The sequence below is a fragment of the Streptomyces sp. YGL11-2 genome, assembly GCF_050054615.1.
Taxonomy (GTDB): Bacteria; Actinomycetota; Actinomycetes; order Streptomycetales; family Streptomycetaceae; genus Streptomyces.
In genome coordinates this window covers 91,231-106,797 of sequence record NZ_JBNHIN010000020.1, presented here as the reverse complement: position 1 = coordinate 106,797, position 15,567 = coordinate 91,231, and the positions used below count along the sequence as shown (strand labels likewise).

The following is a 15,567-nucleotide window of genomic DNA, read 5'->3' as shown; positions in this document are numbered from 1 at the left end:
CACATGTCTATCCTGGTGTCATGCCGCGCCGAAGCTATGACCAGTACTGCGCCATCGCCCGAGCCCTGGACGCCGTCGGCGACCGCTGGACGCTGCTGATCGTCCGGGAGCTCCTGGGCGGCTCCCGGCGCTACACGGACCTGCACGCCGACCTGCCCGGCGTCAGCACCGACATGCTCGCCTCCCGCCTCAAGGACATGGAGCGCGACGGCCTGCTCACCCGCCGCCGCCTCCCGCCGCCCGGTGCCGCCTACGTCTACGAACTCACCCCGCGCGGGCGCGCCCTCCTCCCGGCCCTGACCGCCCTCGCCGACTGGGGCGCCCCCGCCCTCGGCGAGCAGCGCCCCACCGACGCGGTCCGCGCCCACTGGTTCGCGGTACCGCTCATGGCGCGGCTGGCCCGGCACTTCACGGACGGCGCGGTACGCGTCATCGACATCGCCCTCGACGAGGGCGCCTTCCACATCACCCTCGGCCCCGGCGACGCGGACGGAGAAGGGGGGACCGCCACCCCCGCCTACGCCGACGGCCCCGCCGAACTCCCCGACGTCCGCCTCGCCTTGGACGCCGCGACCTGCGCCGCCCTCGCGTACGATCGGCTCTCGCTCGCCCAGGCCATCGACTCCGGCCGCATCACGCTCACCCACCCCGAAGGCTGCCCGGAGCCCGTGCCCCTCGCCTGAGCCCTCGCCCCTGCCCCCTCCGGAGGACAACCCCTTCATGACGACGCGCCCCCTGGCGGTCTTCGACCTCGACGGCACCCTCGCCGACAGCGGCCACCGGCAGCACCTGCTGCGCCGCAGGCCGCGCGACTGGACCGCCTTCTTCGCCGCCGCCACCGAGGACCCGCCCCTCCCCGAAGGCGTCGCCCTGGCCCTGCGCAACGCCGAGGACTGTGAGGTCGTCTACCTCACCGGACGCCCCGAACGCTGCCGCCGTGACACCCTCGGCTGGCTCGCCCGGCACGGCCTGCCCGACGGCACGCTGTGGATGCGCCCCGACCAGGACCGCCGCCCGGCCCGGCAGACCAAGCTGGACATCCTGCACCGCATCGCCCGCCACCGCGAGATACGCCATGTCGTCGACGACGACGAACTGGTCTGCGACGCCTGCGAGAAGGCCGGCTTCCGGGTCGTCCGGGCCCGCTGGGCACCCCAGTCCACGACGCTCCGGGACGCCCAGCAGCGGTCCGGCCGTACCTGACCCGAGGGCCGGGCTGCCGGGGGCTTGCCCCGGCCCGGCGCTCCTGTGGGACGGCCACCGCGTGCGGGTGGTCGACTTCGAGGAGTCCGGCCGCAGTCCTGCGCGGCGCCACGGCCACCATGCCCCGGTACCGGATCGAGCTGGCCTTCCCCGGCTACGGGTGGGACTGGGTGTCGGGCAGCGGCCGGCGGGCCGGGCATGTGACGTGGCACGAGGCCGAGGCGCTGCGCAGGCGGGTGGGAGCCGCGTACTGCTTCGACGCGGTGTCGGGCACCCCGCACTTCCGCTACGTGCGGGGCGGCGAGGAGCACCGGGTCTGGTACCAGAACGCGCGGGGCGTATGCGACCAGCTGCCGCTGCTGGCGAAGTACGGGGTGCGCGGGATCGGGCTATGGGCGCTCGGGTTCGAGGACCCGGGCGTCTGGGCGGCGTTCCGCGGCGAGCAGGCGTAGCGCGGCCTCGGACGGGGAACCCTCCGCGGCGGTGTACATCAGCAAGCCCTGGCCGGAGCCGTCCGGGGTGTGCATCATCTCGAAGTCCAGTGTCAGTGCGCCGACCAGCGGATGGTGGAAGTGCTTGGTGCCGAAGGTGCAGTTGCTGACGGCATGGCGCGACCACAGTGCGCTGAACTCGGTGCTCTTCATGGACAACTCGCCGATGAGCTCCGTCAGTTGCGGGTCGTCGGGGAATCGTCCTGCGGCCACCCGCAGGGACGCGACGGCGCGGCGGGCCTCCTGCTCGCGTTCCGGGTAGAGCTCGCGGGTGTGCGGGTCGAGGAAGAACAGCCGCTGGGTGTTGGGGCGGTCCAGGGGGCGGGTGGGGCTGTCGAAGCAGAGGTGGCCGGCGAGCAGCGCGTGGCCGAGGCGGTTCCAGGTCAGTACCTCGAAGCGGGGGCCGAGGGCCACGGCGGGGACGCCGTCGAGGGCGGAGAGCAGCTGCCGGACACCGGGCCGGGCCTTGTCGTGGCGGACCGCGGGGCGGCGGCGGGTCCGCGCCGGGCGGGACAGCTGGTGCAGATGGGCGCGCTCGTCGGGGCTCAGCCGGAGCGCGCGGGCCAGCGCGTCGAGCACCCCCTCGGAGGCGTGGTGGCTCTGGCCCTGTTCGAGGCGGGTGTAGTAGGCCACGCTGACGCCGGCCAGCTGGGCGAGTTCCTCGCGCCGCAGGCCGGGGACCCGGCGGCGCGCCCCGTAGGAGACCAGGCCGACGTCCTCGGGCTGGAGCCGGGCGCGGCGGGTGCGGAGAAAGTCCCCCAGTTCGGTGGGGCCGGTGGCGGGTGCGTCCATACCGGCCAGTCTCCGCCACCGGCCGGCGGGCAGCCTGTCCCTGTCAGTGCCAGGCTCGCGGGGCGGGCGGTCGGCGGAACCCGCGCGGCGGGTCGGCCGGGACTGTTCCGTCAGGGATACCGACCGCTTAGTATGCCCATGGCGAGGGTCCGCTGCGGCCCCGCACCAGCCGAGTGACCGAGGTCTGTGGAGGCATCAGGTGAAGGCATGGCGCGTACACGCGAACGGCGAGCCGCGGGAGGTGATGCGGCTCTCGGAGGTGCCGGATCCGCGACCGGGACCGGGGCAGCTGCTGCTACGGGTCCGGGCCGCCAATGTGAACTTCCCGGACGCGCTGCTGTGCCGCGGCCACTACCAGGTCCGGCCGCCGCTGCCGTTCACCCCGGGCGTGGAGATCTGCGGCGAGGTGCTGGCCGCGGGCGAGGGGGCGGCCGGCGAGGTCGGCGCGCGGGTGCTGGCCCAGCCGCCGCTGCCCGACGGCGGCTTCGCCGAGTTCGTGGTGGTCGAGGCGGCTACGGTGCGCCCTGCCCCCGAAGCACTGGACGACGCCGAGGCCGCCGCACTGCACATCGGCTACCAGACCGGCTGGTTCGGACTGCACCGCCGGGCCCGGATCCGGGCGGGCGAGACGCTGCTGGTGCACGCCGCGGCCGGCGGGGTCGGCAGCGCCGCCGTGCAGCTGGGCAGGGCCGCCGGCGCGCGCGTCATCGGCGTCGTCGGCGGCGCCGAAAAGGCGCGTACCGCCCGGGAGTTGGGCTGCGATGTGGTGCTCGACCGGCGCCGTGACGACATCATCGCGGCGGTGAAGGAGGCCACCGGCGGGCGGGGCGCCGACGTGGTCTACGACCCGGTCGGCGGCGACGCGTACGCGCAGTCCGTCAAGTGCATCGCCTTCGAGGGCCGCATCGTCGTCGTCGGCTTCGCCAGCGGCACCATCCCCACCCCCGCCCTCAACCACGCCCTGGTCAAGAACTACTCCGTCCTGGGCCTGCACTGGGGCCTCTACAACACCAAGGACCCGGCCGCCGTCGACACCTGCCACGACGAACTCACCAAGCTCGCCGCCCAGGGGGCGGTCACACCGCTGATCGGCGGCCGGGTGCCGCTGTCGGGCGCAGCCGAGGCCGTCCAGCGGGTCGCCGGCGGCGACTCCATCGGACGCCTCGTCGTGGTTCCCGGAACGGAGGAGACGTGATGACCGACGCCGCCGAACTGCGTCGGCGCACCGCCGAGTTGCTGGCCGCCAACCCTCCGGGGGGCACGGACCGGCTGGACTTCCTGCGGGCCCGTTTCGACGCCGGGCTGGCCTGGGTCCACTTCCCCGAAGGGCTCGGCGGACTGGACGCGCCGCGCGCCCTCCAGGCCGTCGTCGACGCGGAGCTCGACGCCGTCGGCGCCCCCGGGAACGACCCCGGCCGGATCGGCATCGGCCTCGGCATGGCCGCGCCCACCATCCTGCGCTACGGCACCGACGAGCAGCGGCGGCGGTTCCTGCGCCCGCTGTGGACCGGCGAGGAGGTGTGGTGCCAGCTCTTCAGCGAGCCCGGCGCCGGCTCCGACCTGGCAGCGCTCGCGACCCGGGCGGTACGCGACGACGGCGGGGACTGGATCGTCGACGGGCAGAAGGTGTGGACCTCCAGCGCGCATCTGGCGCGCTGGGCGATCCTGATCGCGCGCACCGACCCCGACGTGCCCAAGCACCGCGGCATCAGCTACTTCGTCTGCGACATGACTGACCCGGGCGTCGAGGTGCGCCCGCTGCGGCAGATCACCGGCGAGGCCGAGTTCAACGAGGTGTTCCTGACCGGCGTGCGCATCCCGGACGCGCACCGGCTCGGCGAGGTCGGCGAGGGCTGGCGGGTCGCCCAGACCACGCTGATGAACGAGCGGGTCGCCATCGGCGGCGTCCGCACCCCCCGCGAGGGTGGGGGCACCCCCGCCGAAGGCAGGGGGAGCATGATCGGCGTCGCCGCCGCCGACTGGCGGGCCCGCCCCGAACTGCGCACCCACGACCTGCACCGGCGGCTGCTGACGCTCTGGGTGGAGGCCGAGGTCGCCCGGCTGACCGGCGAGCGGCTGCGCCAGCAACTCTCCCCCACTCTCAACTCCGTTCGAGCGGGAGGTGCCCCCACGGGGCAGCCGGGCCCCGAGGGCAGCGGGATGAAACTGGCCTTCGCCCGGCTCGCCCAGCAGATCAGCGGCTGGGAGGTGGAGTTCCTGGCCGAGGACGGGCTGGCCTACGACGACTGGACGCTGCGCCGCCCCGAAGGCGTCGACTTCACCGGCCGCGAGGCCGGTTACCGCTATCTGCGCGCCAAGGGGAACTCCATCGAAGGGGGCACCTCCGAAGTGCTGCTCAACATCGTCGCCGAGCGCGTGCTGGGCCTGCCGCCCGAGCCGCGTACCGACAAGGACGTCGCGTGGAAGGACCTCCCCCGATGACCACCGCCACCGACATGCCGGATCCCGACCTCCTCTACAGCGACGAGGAGGAGGCGCTGCGCGCCGCGGTCCGCGCGCTGCTCGCCGACCGCTGCGATCCGGCCACCGTGCTCGCCGGCGTGGAGTCCGGCCGGCCGTACGACGCGGAGCTGTGGCGGGCGCTCGCCGTGGACATCGGCACCGCCGGGCTGCTGGTCCCGGAGAAGCTCGGCGGGCAGGGCGCGAGCGCCCGCGAGGCCGCCGTCGTCCTGGAGGAGCTGGGCCGCGCGGTCGCACCGGTGCCGTATCTGACCAGTGCGGTGGTCGCGGTCAGCGCGCTGTTGGGCTGCGACCCGTCCCAGGAGGCGGTCGCCGGGCCGCTGGCCGCGCTGGCCGAGGGCAGCGGCACCGGCGCGCTGGCCGTCCCGCTGCCGGCCGCGCCCGGCGGGAGTGCCCCGCCGACCGTACGGGCCGACGCCGCCGGCGCGCTCACCGGCCGGGTCGGCTCGGTCGCGGACGCGGCGGGCGCCGGGCTGCTGCTCGTGCCGGCCGAGGGGCCCGACGGCCCGGCCCTCTACGCGGTCGACGCCGCTGCGCCGGGCGTACGGGCCGAGGCCGTCACCCCGCTCGACCTCACCCGCCCCCTCGCGCACCTCACCTTCGACCGGGCCCCCGGACGCCTGCTGGCCACCGGCGACCGGGCCCGGGCCGCGGTGGACCGCGCGCTGCTCACCGGGGCCGGCCTGCTCGCCTCGGAGCAGCTGGGGATCGCCGAGTGGTGCCTGACCGAGACGGTGCGGCACACCGCCGAGCGCACCCAGTTCGGCCGCCCGGTCGGCTCGTTCCAGGCGCTCAAGCACCGGATGGCCGCGCTGTGGCTGGAGGTCGGCTCGGCCCGCGCCGCCGCCCGCAACGCCGCCGGCGCGCTGGCGAGCGGCAGTTCCGACGCCCCGGTGGCGGTCGCGGTGGCCCAGGCGTACTGCGCGCCGGTGGCGGTGCACGCCGCCGAGGAGTGCATCCAGCTGCACGGCGGCATCGGCATGACCTGGGAGCACCCGGCGCATCTCTTCCTCAAGCGTGCCAAGAGCGATGAACTCGCCCTCGGCACGCCGGGGCGGCACCGGGACGCGCTGGCCGCACTGGTCGACCTGGCCGCTCCGTAGCCGGCGTCCGGGTTCCGGGATCCGCCGCGTCGCCACCGGTCCGGCCGGCGCCGCGGTGGATCCAACGGGCCCGCGGCGCACGCCGGTTGGCGGCCCGGCCCGGCCGGCCGCGCACTCAGTCGGTGACGGAGAACGGCTTGCTGTAGGCATGGACCGCTCCGTCGCCGGCGACCACCTCCACGGAGTACGCGGGGCCGGGCCGCACCCGCGGCAGGGTGACGATCGCCTCGCCGGCCGCCGCGGACCCGGCCCGTGGGGAGACCCGCGCCACCCGCTGGGCGCGACCGCGGCCCGCCGCCGCGTTCAGCCAGACGTCCACGTCGGCACCGGTGGTGTTCGTCCAGGCCACCGGGAAGCTGCCGTGCGCCCGCAGGCTGATCGGGCCGGTGGGGGTGGTGACCTGGATCCGCCCGGCCGGCTGCGGTCCGGTCCGGGGCCGCCCGGGGGCGCGGGCGATGGCACCCAGCGCGGTGGTCGAGGCACGGGCGGCCGAGCCGCCCCGGACGGCGCCGGTGTCGTCGACGAGGGCGGCGTTGGCGGGGTCGGGCGTCGGGAGCGGGGTCTTCTGGAAGCCGGGGTGGTGCGAGGGGGCGAGATCGAGAACCAGTATGCAGCCGACAGCGGTGGCGGCGACGGTGATGGCGAGGGAGTTGGCCATCTCGGCGGCCCTGCCCATCGTGTCCTCCTTATCCTCGGGGGAGGGACGAGCCGGAACATCCCCGGTGACCTTGATCATCAAAAACGGCACGCGGAGCGACCACCCGGCCGGGCAGCTCCCGCGCGACAGGGCCGGAAAGAGCGTGCATACTGCGCCGCCGGCGGGCCCTTCCCGGTGTGCCGCCGGTCACCGTCGGAGGGTGTCTTGAAAGTGCGGTTCGGGTAGCGTCGAAGCCATGAAGACCGCAACCCGGCGTGTGCTGATCGGACCGGTTCTCCTGCTGCTGGCCGCTCTGCTGGCGGTGGCCGCGGTGGCCGCACCGGGCGCGTATGCCGCAGGTGGGCTGGACGAGGCGGCGGCCGCGCTGCGCAAGGGGCCCGTCTACGTGGACCCCCGCGCCTCGGGTCAGTTTTCGGCCAGCCAGGCGGACGCCCTCGCCAAGAAGATCAAGGACTCCGGCAAGCCGGTCTTCGTCGCCGTCCTGCCCCGCACCTCCGACTACCAGCCCCGGACGCTGCTCCGGGACCTGCGCACCAAGGTCGGCATCAGCGGCGTCTACGCGGTCGAACTCGGCAACGCCTTCAACGCCGGCGCCGACCCCCGCGTCATGCCGCGCAGCGCCGTCCAGAACCTGGTCGGCGCGGTGAACCGCTCCGCGTACCCGACCGTCGCCGAGCGCCTCGACAGCTTCGTCGGCACGGCGGTCGGCGAGGCGCGCGGCCACGCCCCGTCCTCATGGGGCGGCACCGGCGGCACCGGCTTCGACACCGGTACCGCGATCGGCATCGGCGTGCTGATCGTCATCGGCGGCGGCGGTGCCTACGCCATCGCCCGCCGCAACCGCCGCCGGCGCGCCGAGGCGGAGCGCGCCGCCCTCGAAGACCTGCGGGTGGTGGTCGACGAGGACATCACCGCCTTCGGCGAGGAGCTGGACCGGCTCGACTTCGACCCCGGCGAGCCCGGCGCCGACGACGCGATGCGCGCCGACTACACCCACGCCCTGGACGCCTACGAGGACGCCAAGTCGGCGATGGCCGCGGCCGAGCACCCCGGTGACGTGCAGGCCGTCACCAAGGCGCTGGAGGACGGCCGCTTCTCGCTCGCCACGCTGGCCGCCCGCCGCGAGGGCAGGCCGCTGCCCGAGCGCCGGCCGCCGTGCTTCTTCGACCCGCGGCACGGCCCGTCCGCCGTCGACGTGGCCTGGGCCCCGTCCGGCGGCGCCGAGCGCACCGTCCCGGTCTGCGCCGCGGACAAGACCCGCCTGGACGAGGGCCGCGAGCCGCTGGCCCGCACGGTCCGCACCCCACAGGGCGACCGCCCCTACTGGGACGCGGGCCCCGCCTACGGCCCCTGGGCCGGCGGCTACTTCGGCGGCGGGCTGCTCCCCGGCCTCCTGGCCGGCACCGTGCTCGGCCACATGATGGCGTCCACGTCCGCCTACGGCGCCGACTTCGGCGGCTATCAAGGCGCGGACGGCGGCGAGGTCACCGGCGCCGACTTCAACCCCGACGACTTCAGCGGCGGGTTCGGTGGTGACGGCGGCTTCGGAGGCGGCGGCGACGGAGGCTTCGGCGGCGACTTCTGACCCGGTACCGCCCCGGGCCCGGCTCCTCTCCAGGGGCCGGGCTCCTCGTATGCCCCGGCAGGGCCCCCGCTAACAGCCCTCCTCCGTAACGGAGTTGGCCAGCACCGCCCGCTTTGCTCCCAGGAAGCGCGCATAGCGCGGCCGGGCCGCGAAGTCGCCGTAGTGCCACACGGCCGGCCGGCCCACCTCCCGGCACAGGTGCAGCACTTGGTCGGGTCCCAGGTGGACGCCCACGTGCGCGCCGTAGCCCGCCGGCCGGTCCGGTACCGGGCCGGCGTCGAAGAGCACCAGGTCCAGCGGGCACGGCGGGTCGGCCGGCCGGGTCGCGTCCCGGTCCGCCCAGAGTTCGGCCGAGCGCAACGGGGGGACCAGCAGGCCGAAGTGGCGCAGGACGGCGTAGGCGTAGCGCTGGCAGTTGGCGCCGCCGGTGAGGGCGGAGGTCCCGTCCGCCGCGTATGACGGGCATTCAGGTGGCGCCGCTCCCGGATGGCGGACGCCCGAGTAGGCGACGTTGCGCAGCGCCCCGGGCAGCGTGTCGAAGGCGACCGGGCCGCGCACGGAGGGGACTTGGGGACGGGCGTCGGAGGGCACCGCCCCATCATGCAGGTGCTCTCTCCCGTGCCGCCTGTCGCGGGGTCGAGGAGTCTGGGGGCCTGAGCCCGGCCGGATCCGACGTGTACTCGACACCGCGAGGAGATCCCCGATGGAACGCCGCTTTCGCAAGGCCGCTCTGTGGAGTGCGGCCGTGGTCGCCATGCTGGCGGCCGTCGCACCGCACAGTCCGGCACACGCCCTGCCCCAGTCCGACCCCAGTCCCCAGCCCTCGCAGCGCGGCATGCTGGATGCGATGCGCCGAGACCTGGGGCTGACGCCGGCTCAGGCGCGTACCCGGCTCGCGCAGGAGGCCGAGGCGCAGCACACGTCCCTCGCCGTGCGCCGGGCGCTGGCCGTGCCGCCCGCCGGGATGTGGTTCGACAAGCAGACCGGCAAGCTCGTCGTCGCGGTGACCAACGCCGCCGACGTCCGCCGCGTCCGGGCCGCGGGCGCGGTGCCCAAGGTCGTCCGGCACAGCCGGGCCACGCTCAACGGGGTGGTGCGGCAGATCGCGGAACGGGCCGGCCGCGGCGTACCGGGCGTCACCGGCTGGGGCGTGGACGAGCGCGCCAACGGGGTCGTGGTCCGGGTCGACCGCGCGGCGCGGACCAAGCGGACCGCCGGTTTCGAAAGCGCGGTACGGCAGGTCGCCGTCCGTTCGCGGGTCCCGGTCACCGTCGAGCGCAGCGACCAGGCGCCGCGCCAGCAGAGCGGCACGGTCGTCGGCGGCCAGCGCTGGATGCCGGGCACCGAGGGCATCTGCTCCATCGGCTTCTCGGTGACCGGTCCGGGCAGCTACCGCGGCTTTCTGACGGCGGGTCACTGCACCCTCAAGCCCGACCTGCCGGCGTACGGCAAGGACGGCAGCCTGATGGGGATCTCGAACGAGGGCGGGGTGCACAGCGTCAACGGGCGCGACGGCGACTTCGGGCTGGTCACGGTCAACCAGCCGGACTGGCGGCTGAGTTCGGCGGTGGCGGGCCAGGGCGGCAGCCCCGTCGCCGTGACCGGCTCCCAGGAGGGCATCGTCGGGACGTCGGTCTGCCACTCGGGCCAGACCAGCGGGTGGCGCTGCGGCGAGGTCACCCGGACCGGGCAGACGGTGGACTACGGCACCGCCGTCGTCAACGGGCTGTCCTTCACCAACGCCTGCTCGGCGGCCGGGGATTCGGGCGGATCGTACGTCTCCCAGCCCGGCGCCCCGAAGGCCGTAGGGGTGCACTCCGGCGGCGGTGCCGCGACCTGCAAGACCGGCGGGGACACCGTCACCATCTTCCAGCCGATCCAGGAAGCGCTGGAGAAGTGGGATCTGCGGCTGGTGACCGGCACCCCGTGAAACCCGGCCCGGGGCATCCCCGGGCAGTCGCCCCGGACCGATTCATGACCATGCCTTTACGTACTGTTTAATGGCAGCTGCTCAATTGCGAGCAATGCGCAATAACAGTCGATCTTCAAAGGGGTGTGGGCATGACGGCCCGGTCCATACGGGGAGCGGTCGCCGCGGCCACCATGGCGCTTGCGGCGACGGCCTGCGCGGCACCGGACGACGGCCACGGCGCCGGCAGGGCCGCGGACTCCGCCGTCGTCGGGATCGCCCACGAACCGGAGACGCTCAGCCCGCTGCTGGGCTACGGCAAGGACGGCAACTCCAAGATCTTCGACGGACTGCTCACCCACGACGCCGGGATGGCGCTCAAGCCGGCCCTCGCCGCCGCCCTCCCCAAGGTCACCGACGGCGGCACGACCTACACCTACCCGCTCCGCCGGGGCGTCACGTTCAGCGACGGAAAGCCCTTCACCGCCGACGACGTGGTCTTCACCTACCGCACCATCCTCGACGCGAAGACCAACAACGCCTCCAAGGCCGAACTGGACGCCATCGAGAAGGTCGAGAAGAAGGACGACCGGACCGTCGTCTTCCATCTCAAGTACCCCTACGCGCCGTTCGCCGAGCGCACCGTGCTACCCATCGCCCCCCGGCACGTCGCGGGCGAACAGGACGTCAACACCGGCTCCTTCACCACCAGGCCGATCGGCACCGGGCCGTACGTCCTCACCGACTGGTCCAAGGGCGAGAAGCTCACCTTCACCGCCAACCCCCACTACTGGGGCGGGGTGCCCAAGGTGAAGCGCCTCACCCTGGCGGTCATCAAGGACGACGACATCCGCGCCACCCGGCTGCGCTCCGGCGACCTCGACGGCGCCGTCCTGCCGCCCGACCTCGCCGCCACCTTCACGGCCGACAAGGGTCGCACCACCCTCGCCGCCAGGACCTTCGACTACCGCAACGTCACCCTCCCCGGCGCCAACCCGGTCACCGGCGACCGCGCCGTACGCCGGGCACTGGACCTCGCGGTGGACCGCCGGGCCATGGTCAAGGGCATCCTGAGCGGCGCCGGCAAGCCCGCTTACGGGCCGGTGCCCACCGACAGCCCGTGGTTCGCCAAGGGGACCGAGCGCCCGTACGACCTCGCCGAGGCGCGGCGCATCCTGGACGAGGCGGGCTGGACGAAGGGCCCCGACGGCATCCGGGAGAAGGACGGCCGCCGCGCCTCCTTCACCCTCTGGTACCTCTCCGGCGACAAGCTCCGCCAGGAGCACGCGCTGGCCTTCGCCTCGGACATCAGGAAGGCCGGCATCGAGGCCAGGGTCGAGTCCGGCACCTGGGAGGCCATCGCACCGCACATGAAGCAGGACGCGGTGCTCGCCGGCGGCGGCAGCCCCGCCGACCCCGACTTCGACCAGTACCTGCTGCTGCACTCCTCGCTCGCCGGCGACGGCTTCAACAACATGTCGCGGTACGCCGACGCCACCGTCGACGAGCAGCTGGTCGCGGCCCGCCGCACCGACGACCCGGCCGCCCGCAAGGCCGCCTACGACACCATCCAGCGGCGGCTGGCCGACAACCCCGCCTATGTCTTCCTCACCCACGTCGACCACCTCTACGTCATCGCCGACCGCTGGCAGGGCCTGACCACCCAGGTCGAGCCGCACGACCACGGACTGGCCTCCGGCCCCTGGTGGAACGCAGAGGACTGGCAGCCCGCGAAGTGACCGCCCTGTCCTCGCTGCCCTGGGGGCCGATGGCGCGGATGACCGCACGGCGGGCGCTGCTCGCCGTGCCGGTCCTGCTCGCCGTCACCCTCGGGGTGTTCGGGATCGCCGCGGCCTCGCCCTTCGACCCGGTGCAGGCGTACGCCGGCACCGCCGGGCTGACCGCCTCGCAGCAGAACCTCGACCAGCTCCGGCACAACCTCGGCGCCGACCGCCCGCTGCTCGCCCGCTGGTGGGAGTGGCTGACCGGCGCCCTCACCGGCGACCTCGGCGACTCGGCCTCGCTGCGCGCCCCGGTCTCCCAGGTCATCGGCGAACGCATCGGTTGGTCCGTGCTGCTGTGCGCCCTCGCCTTCACGCTCGCGGTGCTCGCCGGCACCCTGCTCGGGGTGCTGGCCGCCCGGCGCCGCGGCGGCCTGCTCGACCGCGCAATCACCTCCGCCGCCTACACCCTCGAAGCCGCGCCGCCGTTCTGGCTCGGACTGCTCGCCGTCTGGCTGGGCGCGATCGAACTGGGCGTGCTGCCGCCCGGCGGACTCACCGACACCGGTAGCGACGTCGCCACCGCGGGCCAGATCGCCCGCCATGCGCTGCTGCCCGCACTGGTGCTGGCCGTCTCCCAGCTCCCGTGGTTCGTGCTCTACGTACGGCAGGGCGTCGGCGACGCGCTGGACGAGGACCCGGTACGCGGTGCCAGGGCGCGCGGACTGCGGGAGCGGACCGTACTGCTCGGGCACGCGCTGCGCTGCGGACTGCTGCCGGTGCTGACCCTCGTCGGCTCCCGGGTCCCGGAACTGATCACCGGTGCGCTGCTGGTCGAGACCGTCTTCAGCTGGCCGGGCATCGCCGCCGCCACCGTCCAGGCGGCCACCGGCGTGGACTTCCCGCTGCTGGCCGCGCTGACGGTGCTCGCCACCGCCGCCGTGCTGGCCGGCAACCTGCTGTCCGACCTGCTGTACGGACTGGCCGACCCGAGGGTGGGGTTCGATGGCTGACACCACCAAGGCCCTTGAGGTGCACGGTGGTTGGCGCGACGTACCGGCCGCCGGACGCGCGGCCGGCGGCCGTACGGGGCGTGCCCTGCGGATGCGGGTCTGCGCCGGGCTGCTCGCGCTCGTCGTCCTCGCCGCGCTCGTCGTCCCGCCGCTCCTCCCGCTGGACCCGCAGGCGGTGGACCTGGCCGCCAAGCTCCAACCCCCCTCCCCGGCCCATCCGTTCGGCACCGACGAGGTCGGCCGCGACCTGCTGCTGCGCTGTGTCCACGGGCTGCGGGTGTCGCTGCTGGTCGGAGTGGTCGCGGCGCTGGCCGCCAGCGTCCTCGGCACCGCCGTCGGCGCGCTGGCCGGCGCCCTCGGGGGCTGGGCCGACCGCGCCGTGATGCGCGTGGTCGACCTCTTCTCCTCCGTGCCGCACCTGCTGCTGGGCATCTTCGTCGTGGCGATGTTCCGGCCCGGCGTCTGGCCGGTGATCGTCTCGGTGGCGCTGACGCACTGGCTGTCGACCGCCCGCATCGTCCGCGCCGAGGTGCTCTCGCTGCGTTCCCGGCCGTATCTCGACGCCGCGCTCACCGGCGGCGCCTCCCGCCGCCGGGTGATGGTCCGTCACCTCCTGCCCGCCGTACTCCCGCAGGCCGGACTCGCCGCCGTCCTCATGGTCCCGCACGCCATCTGGCACGAGTCCGCGCTGTCGTTCCTGGGCCTGGGGCTGCCCGCCCACGAGGCGAGCCTGGGCATCATGGCCAACGCCGCCCGCGGCTCCCTGCTGGCCGGGGCCTGGTGGCCCACGCTCTTCCCCGGCCTGTTCCTCATCGTCCCCACCCTCGCCGTCGCGGGCCTGGCCGGCGCCTGGCGGGAGCGGATCAACCCGCGCCGCCGATCGGAGCTGATGCTGTGACCGCCACCGACCCCACGGGCGCCGGTGGCCGGCCCGTGCTGTCCGTCCGCGGGCTGTCCGTCCGCTTCCGGATGCCCGGCGGACGGTCGGTCGCCGCGGTCACCGACGCCACCTTCGCGCTGGCGCCGGGGGAGTGCCTGGCCCTGGTCGGGGAGAGCGGCTGCGGCAAGTCCGTGCTGGCGTCGGCGCTGCTCGGACTGCTGCCCGGCAACGCGCAGACGGCCGGTACGGCGCTGCTGTCCGACGGCCGCGCGGAAACCGAGCTGCTGACCGCGTCCGAGGCCGAGCTGGCCCGGTCGGTCCGCGGCCGGCGCATCGGTCTCGTACCGCAGAGCCCGGCCGCGCACCTCACCCCCGTACGCACCGTACGCGCCCAACTGGAGGAGATCGTAAGGGAGTTGGCCGGGGTCAGGGGGCGGGTGGAGCTGCGGGCGGCGGCGGAGCGGGCCGCCGGGCGCGCCGCCTTCCCGCCGGACCACCTCGACCGCCACCCCCACCAGCTCTCCGGCGGCCTGGCCCAGCGCGCCGCGACCGCGCTCGCGCTGGTCGGCGACGCACCGCTGCTGCTCGCCGACGAGCCGACCACCGGCCTGGACCGCCCGCTGGTGGACCGTACCGTCGACGAGCTCAAGCGGCACACCGGCGGCGACCGTGCACTGCTGATGATCACTCATGACCTGGCGGCGGCCGAGCGGATCGCCGACCGGGTCGGCGTGATGTACGCCGGCCGGATCGTCGAACTCGCCGACGCCCAGCGGTTCTTCGGCACCCCCGGACCCCGGCACCCCTACGCCCGTGGACTGCTCGCCGCGCTGCCCGACCGGGCCTTCACCCCCATCCCCGGCATGCCGCCGGAGCTCGGTGCGCTGCCGGACGGCTGCGCCTTCGCCGCCCGCTGCGACCGGGTCACCGCGCGCTGCGCGCAGGTCCCCGCCCCTTATGACGGTGTCGCCTGCCACCACCCGGTCACGGCGGGGAAGGACGCACGCCATGCTTGAACTGCGCGACATCACGGCCGGATACGACCGCCGCGCCCCGGTCGTCCGTGGCCTCTCGCTCACCGTCGCTCCCGGGGAGGCGGTCGGGCTGCTGGGTCCCAGCGGCTGCGGCAAGTCCACCCTGGCGCGGGTCGCTGCCCTGCTGCACCGGCCCGACGTCGGCACCGTGACCGTGGACGGCGAGCCCGCCCGGGGCTGGCGGTACCGCGCGCCCCGGGAACTGCGCACCGCCTTCGGCGTGCTGTTCCAGCAGCCCCGGCTCTCCGCGGATCCCCGCCTGCGTCTCGCCGAGTTGATCGCCGAGCCGCTGCGCGCCACCGGCCGCCGAGCCGAGGTCCCGTCCCGGGTGGGGGAGTTGGCGGACCGGGTCGGCCTCGGCGCCGACCTGCTCGCCCGCCGCCCGCACGAGGTCAGCGACGGCCAGCTGCAACGCGCCTGCCTGGCCCGCGCCCTGGTACTGCGGCCGCGCTGGCTGATCTGCGACGAGATGACCGCGATGCTGGACGCCTCCACCACCGCGGCGCTGGTGGCCGTCGTGGAGTCGTACCGCCGGGAGAGCGGTGCCGGACTGCTCGCGGTCGGCCATGACCGCACCCTCCTGGAGCGCTGGTGTGACCGGACGGTCCGCTGGGCCGAGTTGGGCGGCTCCCCGGAAATGCCGCCCGCCCGCTGATCACCGCCGCCTACGATGGCCGACCAGGAAGCCGGGAGCGGG

The 15,567-nt window shown here is 74.8% G+C and carries 16 protein-coding genes; 13 read left to right on the top strand and 3 right to left on the bottom strand.

Features of this window, described 5'->3' with window-relative positions; translation table 11 throughout:
- The first annotated feature begins 20 nt into the window (after window positions 1–20).
- The 3 genes from ACO1BR_RS23130 to ACO1BR_RS23120 all read left to right on the top strand — a co-directional run bounded on the left by ACO1BR_RS23130 (window position 21) and on the right by ACO1BR_RS23120 (window position 1,655).
- Window positions 21–683 (top strand): winged helix-turn-helix transcriptional regulator, encoded by a 663-nt coding sequence (locus ACO1BR_RS23130; protein ID WP_426796988.1) that lies wholly within the window; start codon window positions 21–23, stop codon window positions 681–683.
- A gap of 37 nt (window positions 684–720) precedes the next feature.
- Window positions 721–1,203 carry an LNS2 domain-containing protein gene (locus ACO1BR_RS23125; RefSeq protein WP_426796987.1) on the top strand — a complete coding sequence of 161 codons (483 nt, stop codon included), beginning with the start codon at window positions 721–723 and terminating at the stop codon, window positions 1,201–1,203.
- A gap of 119 nt (window positions 1,204–1,322) precedes the next feature.
- On the top strand, window positions 1,323–1,655 hold the full coding sequence (locus ACO1BR_RS23120; RefSeq protein WP_426796986.1) for a hypothetical protein: 333 nt from the start codon (window positions 1,323–1,325) through the stop codon (window positions 1,653–1,655).
- Here ACO1BR_RS23120 and ACO1BR_RS23115 read toward each other — a convergent pair.
- Window positions 1,593–2,486: a helix-turn-helix transcriptional regulator gene (locus ACO1BR_RS23115; protein WP_426796985.1), complete on the bottom strand. Its 894-nt coding sequence runs from the start codon at window positions 2,484–2,486 to the stop codon at window positions 1,593–1,595. The two genes, ACO1BR_RS23120 and ACO1BR_RS23115, sit on opposite strands and share 63 nt — an antisense overlap.
- Before the next feature lie 199 nt (window positions 2,487–2,685).
- On the opposite strand from ACO1BR_RS23115, the gene ACO1BR_RS23110 reads away from it, so the two are divergent.
- From ACO1BR_RS23110 to ACO1BR_RS23100, 3 genes are read left to right on the top strand one after another with little or no spacing between them, the layout of a single operon-like run.
- Window positions 2,686–3,681 (top strand): NADPH:quinone oxidoreductase family protein, encoded by a 996-nt coding sequence (locus tag ACO1BR_RS23110; RefSeq protein ID WP_426796984.1) that lies wholly within the window; start codon window positions 2,686–2,688, stop codon window positions 3,679–3,681.
- Window positions 3,681–4,928 (top strand): acyl-CoA dehydrogenase family protein, encoded by a 1,248-nt coding sequence (locus ACO1BR_RS23105; protein WP_426796983.1) that lies wholly within the window; start codon window positions 3,681–3,683, stop codon window positions 4,926–4,928. The genes ACO1BR_RS23110 and ACO1BR_RS23105 overlap by 1 nt, the downstream gene beginning before the upstream one ends.
- On the top strand, window positions 4,925–6,070 hold the full coding sequence (locus ACO1BR_RS23100) for an acyl-CoA dehydrogenase family protein (protein WP_426796982.1): 1,146 nt from the start codon (window positions 4,925–4,927) through the stop codon (window positions 6,068–6,070). The genes ACO1BR_RS23105 and ACO1BR_RS23100 overlap by 4 nt, the downstream gene beginning before the upstream one ends.
- Window positions 6,071–6,185: 115 nt before the next feature.
- Here the strand turns inward: ACO1BR_RS23100 and ACO1BR_RS23095 are convergent, their stop codons facing one another.
- Window positions 6,186–6,746, bottom strand: a complete 561-nt coding sequence (locus ACO1BR_RS23095; protein ID WP_426796981.1) for a hypothetical protein — start codon at window positions 6,744–6,746, stop codon at window positions 6,186–6,188.
- A 217-nt stretch (window positions 6,747–6,963) separates the two neighbouring features.
- Between ACO1BR_RS23095 and ACO1BR_RS23090 the strand changes: the two genes are divergently transcribed.
- Window positions 6,964–8,313: a hypothetical protein gene (locus ACO1BR_RS23090; protein ID WP_426796980.1), complete on the top strand. Its 1,350-nt coding sequence runs from the start codon at window positions 6,964–6,966 to the stop codon at window positions 8,311–8,313.
- A 69-nt stretch (window positions 8,314–8,382) separates the two neighbouring features.
- Here ACO1BR_RS23090 and ACO1BR_RS23085 read toward each other — a convergent pair whose 3' ends face one another.
- Window positions 8,383–8,904, bottom strand: a complete 522-nt coding sequence (locus ACO1BR_RS23085; RefSeq protein WP_426796979.1) for a cell wall hydrolase — start codon at window positions 8,902–8,904, stop codon at window positions 8,383–8,385.
- 112 nt (window positions 8,905–9,016) lie between these two features.
- Here ACO1BR_RS23085 and ACO1BR_RS23080 point away from each other — a divergent pair, with 112 nt between their 5' ends.
- The 6 genes from ACO1BR_RS23080 to ACO1BR_RS23055 all read left to right on the top strand — a co-directional run bounded on the left by ACO1BR_RS23080 (window position 9,017) and on the right by ACO1BR_RS23055 (window position 15,525).
- The gene (locus tag ACO1BR_RS23080; RefSeq protein WP_426796978.1) at window positions 9,017–10,243 is read left to right on the top strand and encodes a S1 family peptidase; all 1,227 of its coding nucleotides are present in this window, start codon (window positions 9,017–9,019) and stop codon (window positions 10,241–10,243) included.
- Window positions 10,244–10,374: 131 nt separating this feature from the next.
- Window positions 10,375–11,961 (top strand): ABC transporter substrate-binding protein, encoded by a 1,587-nt coding sequence (locus tag ACO1BR_RS23075; protein WP_426796977.1) that lies wholly within the window; start codon window positions 10,375–10,377, stop codon window positions 11,959–11,961.
- Between the two features lie 29 nt (window positions 11,962–11,990).
- Window positions 11,991–12,956, top strand: coding sequence for an ABC transporter permease (locus tag ACO1BR_RS23070; protein WP_426797019.1), 966 nt, complete (start codon window positions 11,991–11,993; stop codon window positions 12,954–12,956).
- Window positions 12,949–13,854 carry an ABC transporter permease gene (locus ACO1BR_RS23065; RefSeq protein ID WP_426796976.1) on the top strand — a complete coding sequence of 302 codons (906 nt, stop codon included), beginning with the start codon at window positions 12,949–12,951 and terminating at the stop codon, window positions 13,852–13,854. Before ACO1BR_RS23070 ends, ACO1BR_RS23065 begins: the two co-directional genes overlap by 8 nt.
- 71 nt (window positions 13,855–13,925) lie before the next feature.
- On the top strand, window positions 13,926–14,852 hold the full coding sequence (locus ACO1BR_RS23060; protein ID WP_426797018.1) for an ABC transporter ATP-binding protein: 927 nt from the start codon (window positions 13,926–13,928) through the stop codon (window positions 14,850–14,852).
- Window positions 14,845–15,525 carry an ABC transporter ATP-binding protein gene (locus tag ACO1BR_RS23055; protein ID WP_426796975.1) on the top strand — a complete coding sequence of 227 codons (681 nt, stop codon included), beginning with the start codon at window positions 14,845–14,847 and terminating at the stop codon, window positions 15,523–15,525. Before ACO1BR_RS23060 ends, ACO1BR_RS23055 begins: the two co-directional genes overlap by 8 nt.
- Window positions 15,526–15,567 lie beyond the last annotated feature (42 nt).

Coding starts and splice junctions, on each gene's coding strand:
- ACO1BR_RS23130 (WP_426796988.1), top strand. CDS start 21: ATGCCGCGCCGAAGCTATGACCAGTACTGCGCCATCGCCCGAGCCCTG.
- ACO1BR_RS23125 (WP_426796987.1), top strand. CDS start 721: ATGACGACGCGCCCCCTGGCGGTCTTCGACCTCGACGGCACCCTCGCC.
- ACO1BR_RS23120 (WP_426796986.1), top strand. CDS start 1,323: ATGCCCCGGTACCGGATCGAGCTGGCCTTCCCCGGCTACGGGTGGGAC.
- ACO1BR_RS23115 (WP_426796985.1), bottom strand. CDS start 2,486: ATGGACGCACCCGCCACCGGCCCCACCGAACTGGGGGACTTTCTCCGC.
- ACO1BR_RS23105 (WP_426796983.1), top strand. CDS start 3,681: ATGACCGACGCCGCCGAACTGCGTCGGCGCACCGCCGAGTTGCTGGCC.
- ACO1BR_RS23100 (WP_426796982.1), top strand. CDS start 4,925: ATGACCACCGCCACCGACATGCCGGATCCCGACCTCCTCTACAGCGAC.
- ACO1BR_RS23095 (WP_426796981.1), bottom strand. CDS start 6,746: ATGGGCAGGGCCGCCGAGATGGCCAACTCCCTCGCCATCACCGTCGCC.
- ACO1BR_RS23090 (WP_426796980.1), top strand. CDS start 6,964: ATGAAGACCGCAACCCGGCGTGTGCTGATCGGACCGGTTCTCCTGCTG.
- ACO1BR_RS23080 (WP_426796978.1), top strand. CDS start 9,017: ATGGAACGCCGCTTTCGCAAGGCCGCTCTGTGGAGTGCGGCCGTGGTC.
- ACO1BR_RS23075 (WP_426796977.1), top strand. CDS start 10,375: ATGACGGCCCGGTCCATACGGGGAGCGGTCGCCGCGGCCACCATGGCG.
- ACO1BR_RS23070 (WP_426797019.1), top strand. CDS start 11,991: ATGGCGCGGATGACCGCACGGCGGGCGCTGCTCGCCGTGCCGGTCCTG.
- ACO1BR_RS23065 (WP_426796976.1), top strand. CDS start 12,949: ATGGCTGACACCACCAAGGCCCTTGAGGTGCACGGTGGTTGGCGCGAC.
- ACO1BR_RS23060 (WP_426797018.1), top strand. CDS start 13,926: ATGCCCGGCGGACGGTCGGTCGCCGCGGTCACCGACGCCACCTTCGCG.
- ACO1BR_RS23055 (WP_426796975.1), top strand. CDS start 14,845: ATGCTTGAACTGCGCGACATCACGGCCGGATACGACCGCCGCGCCCCG.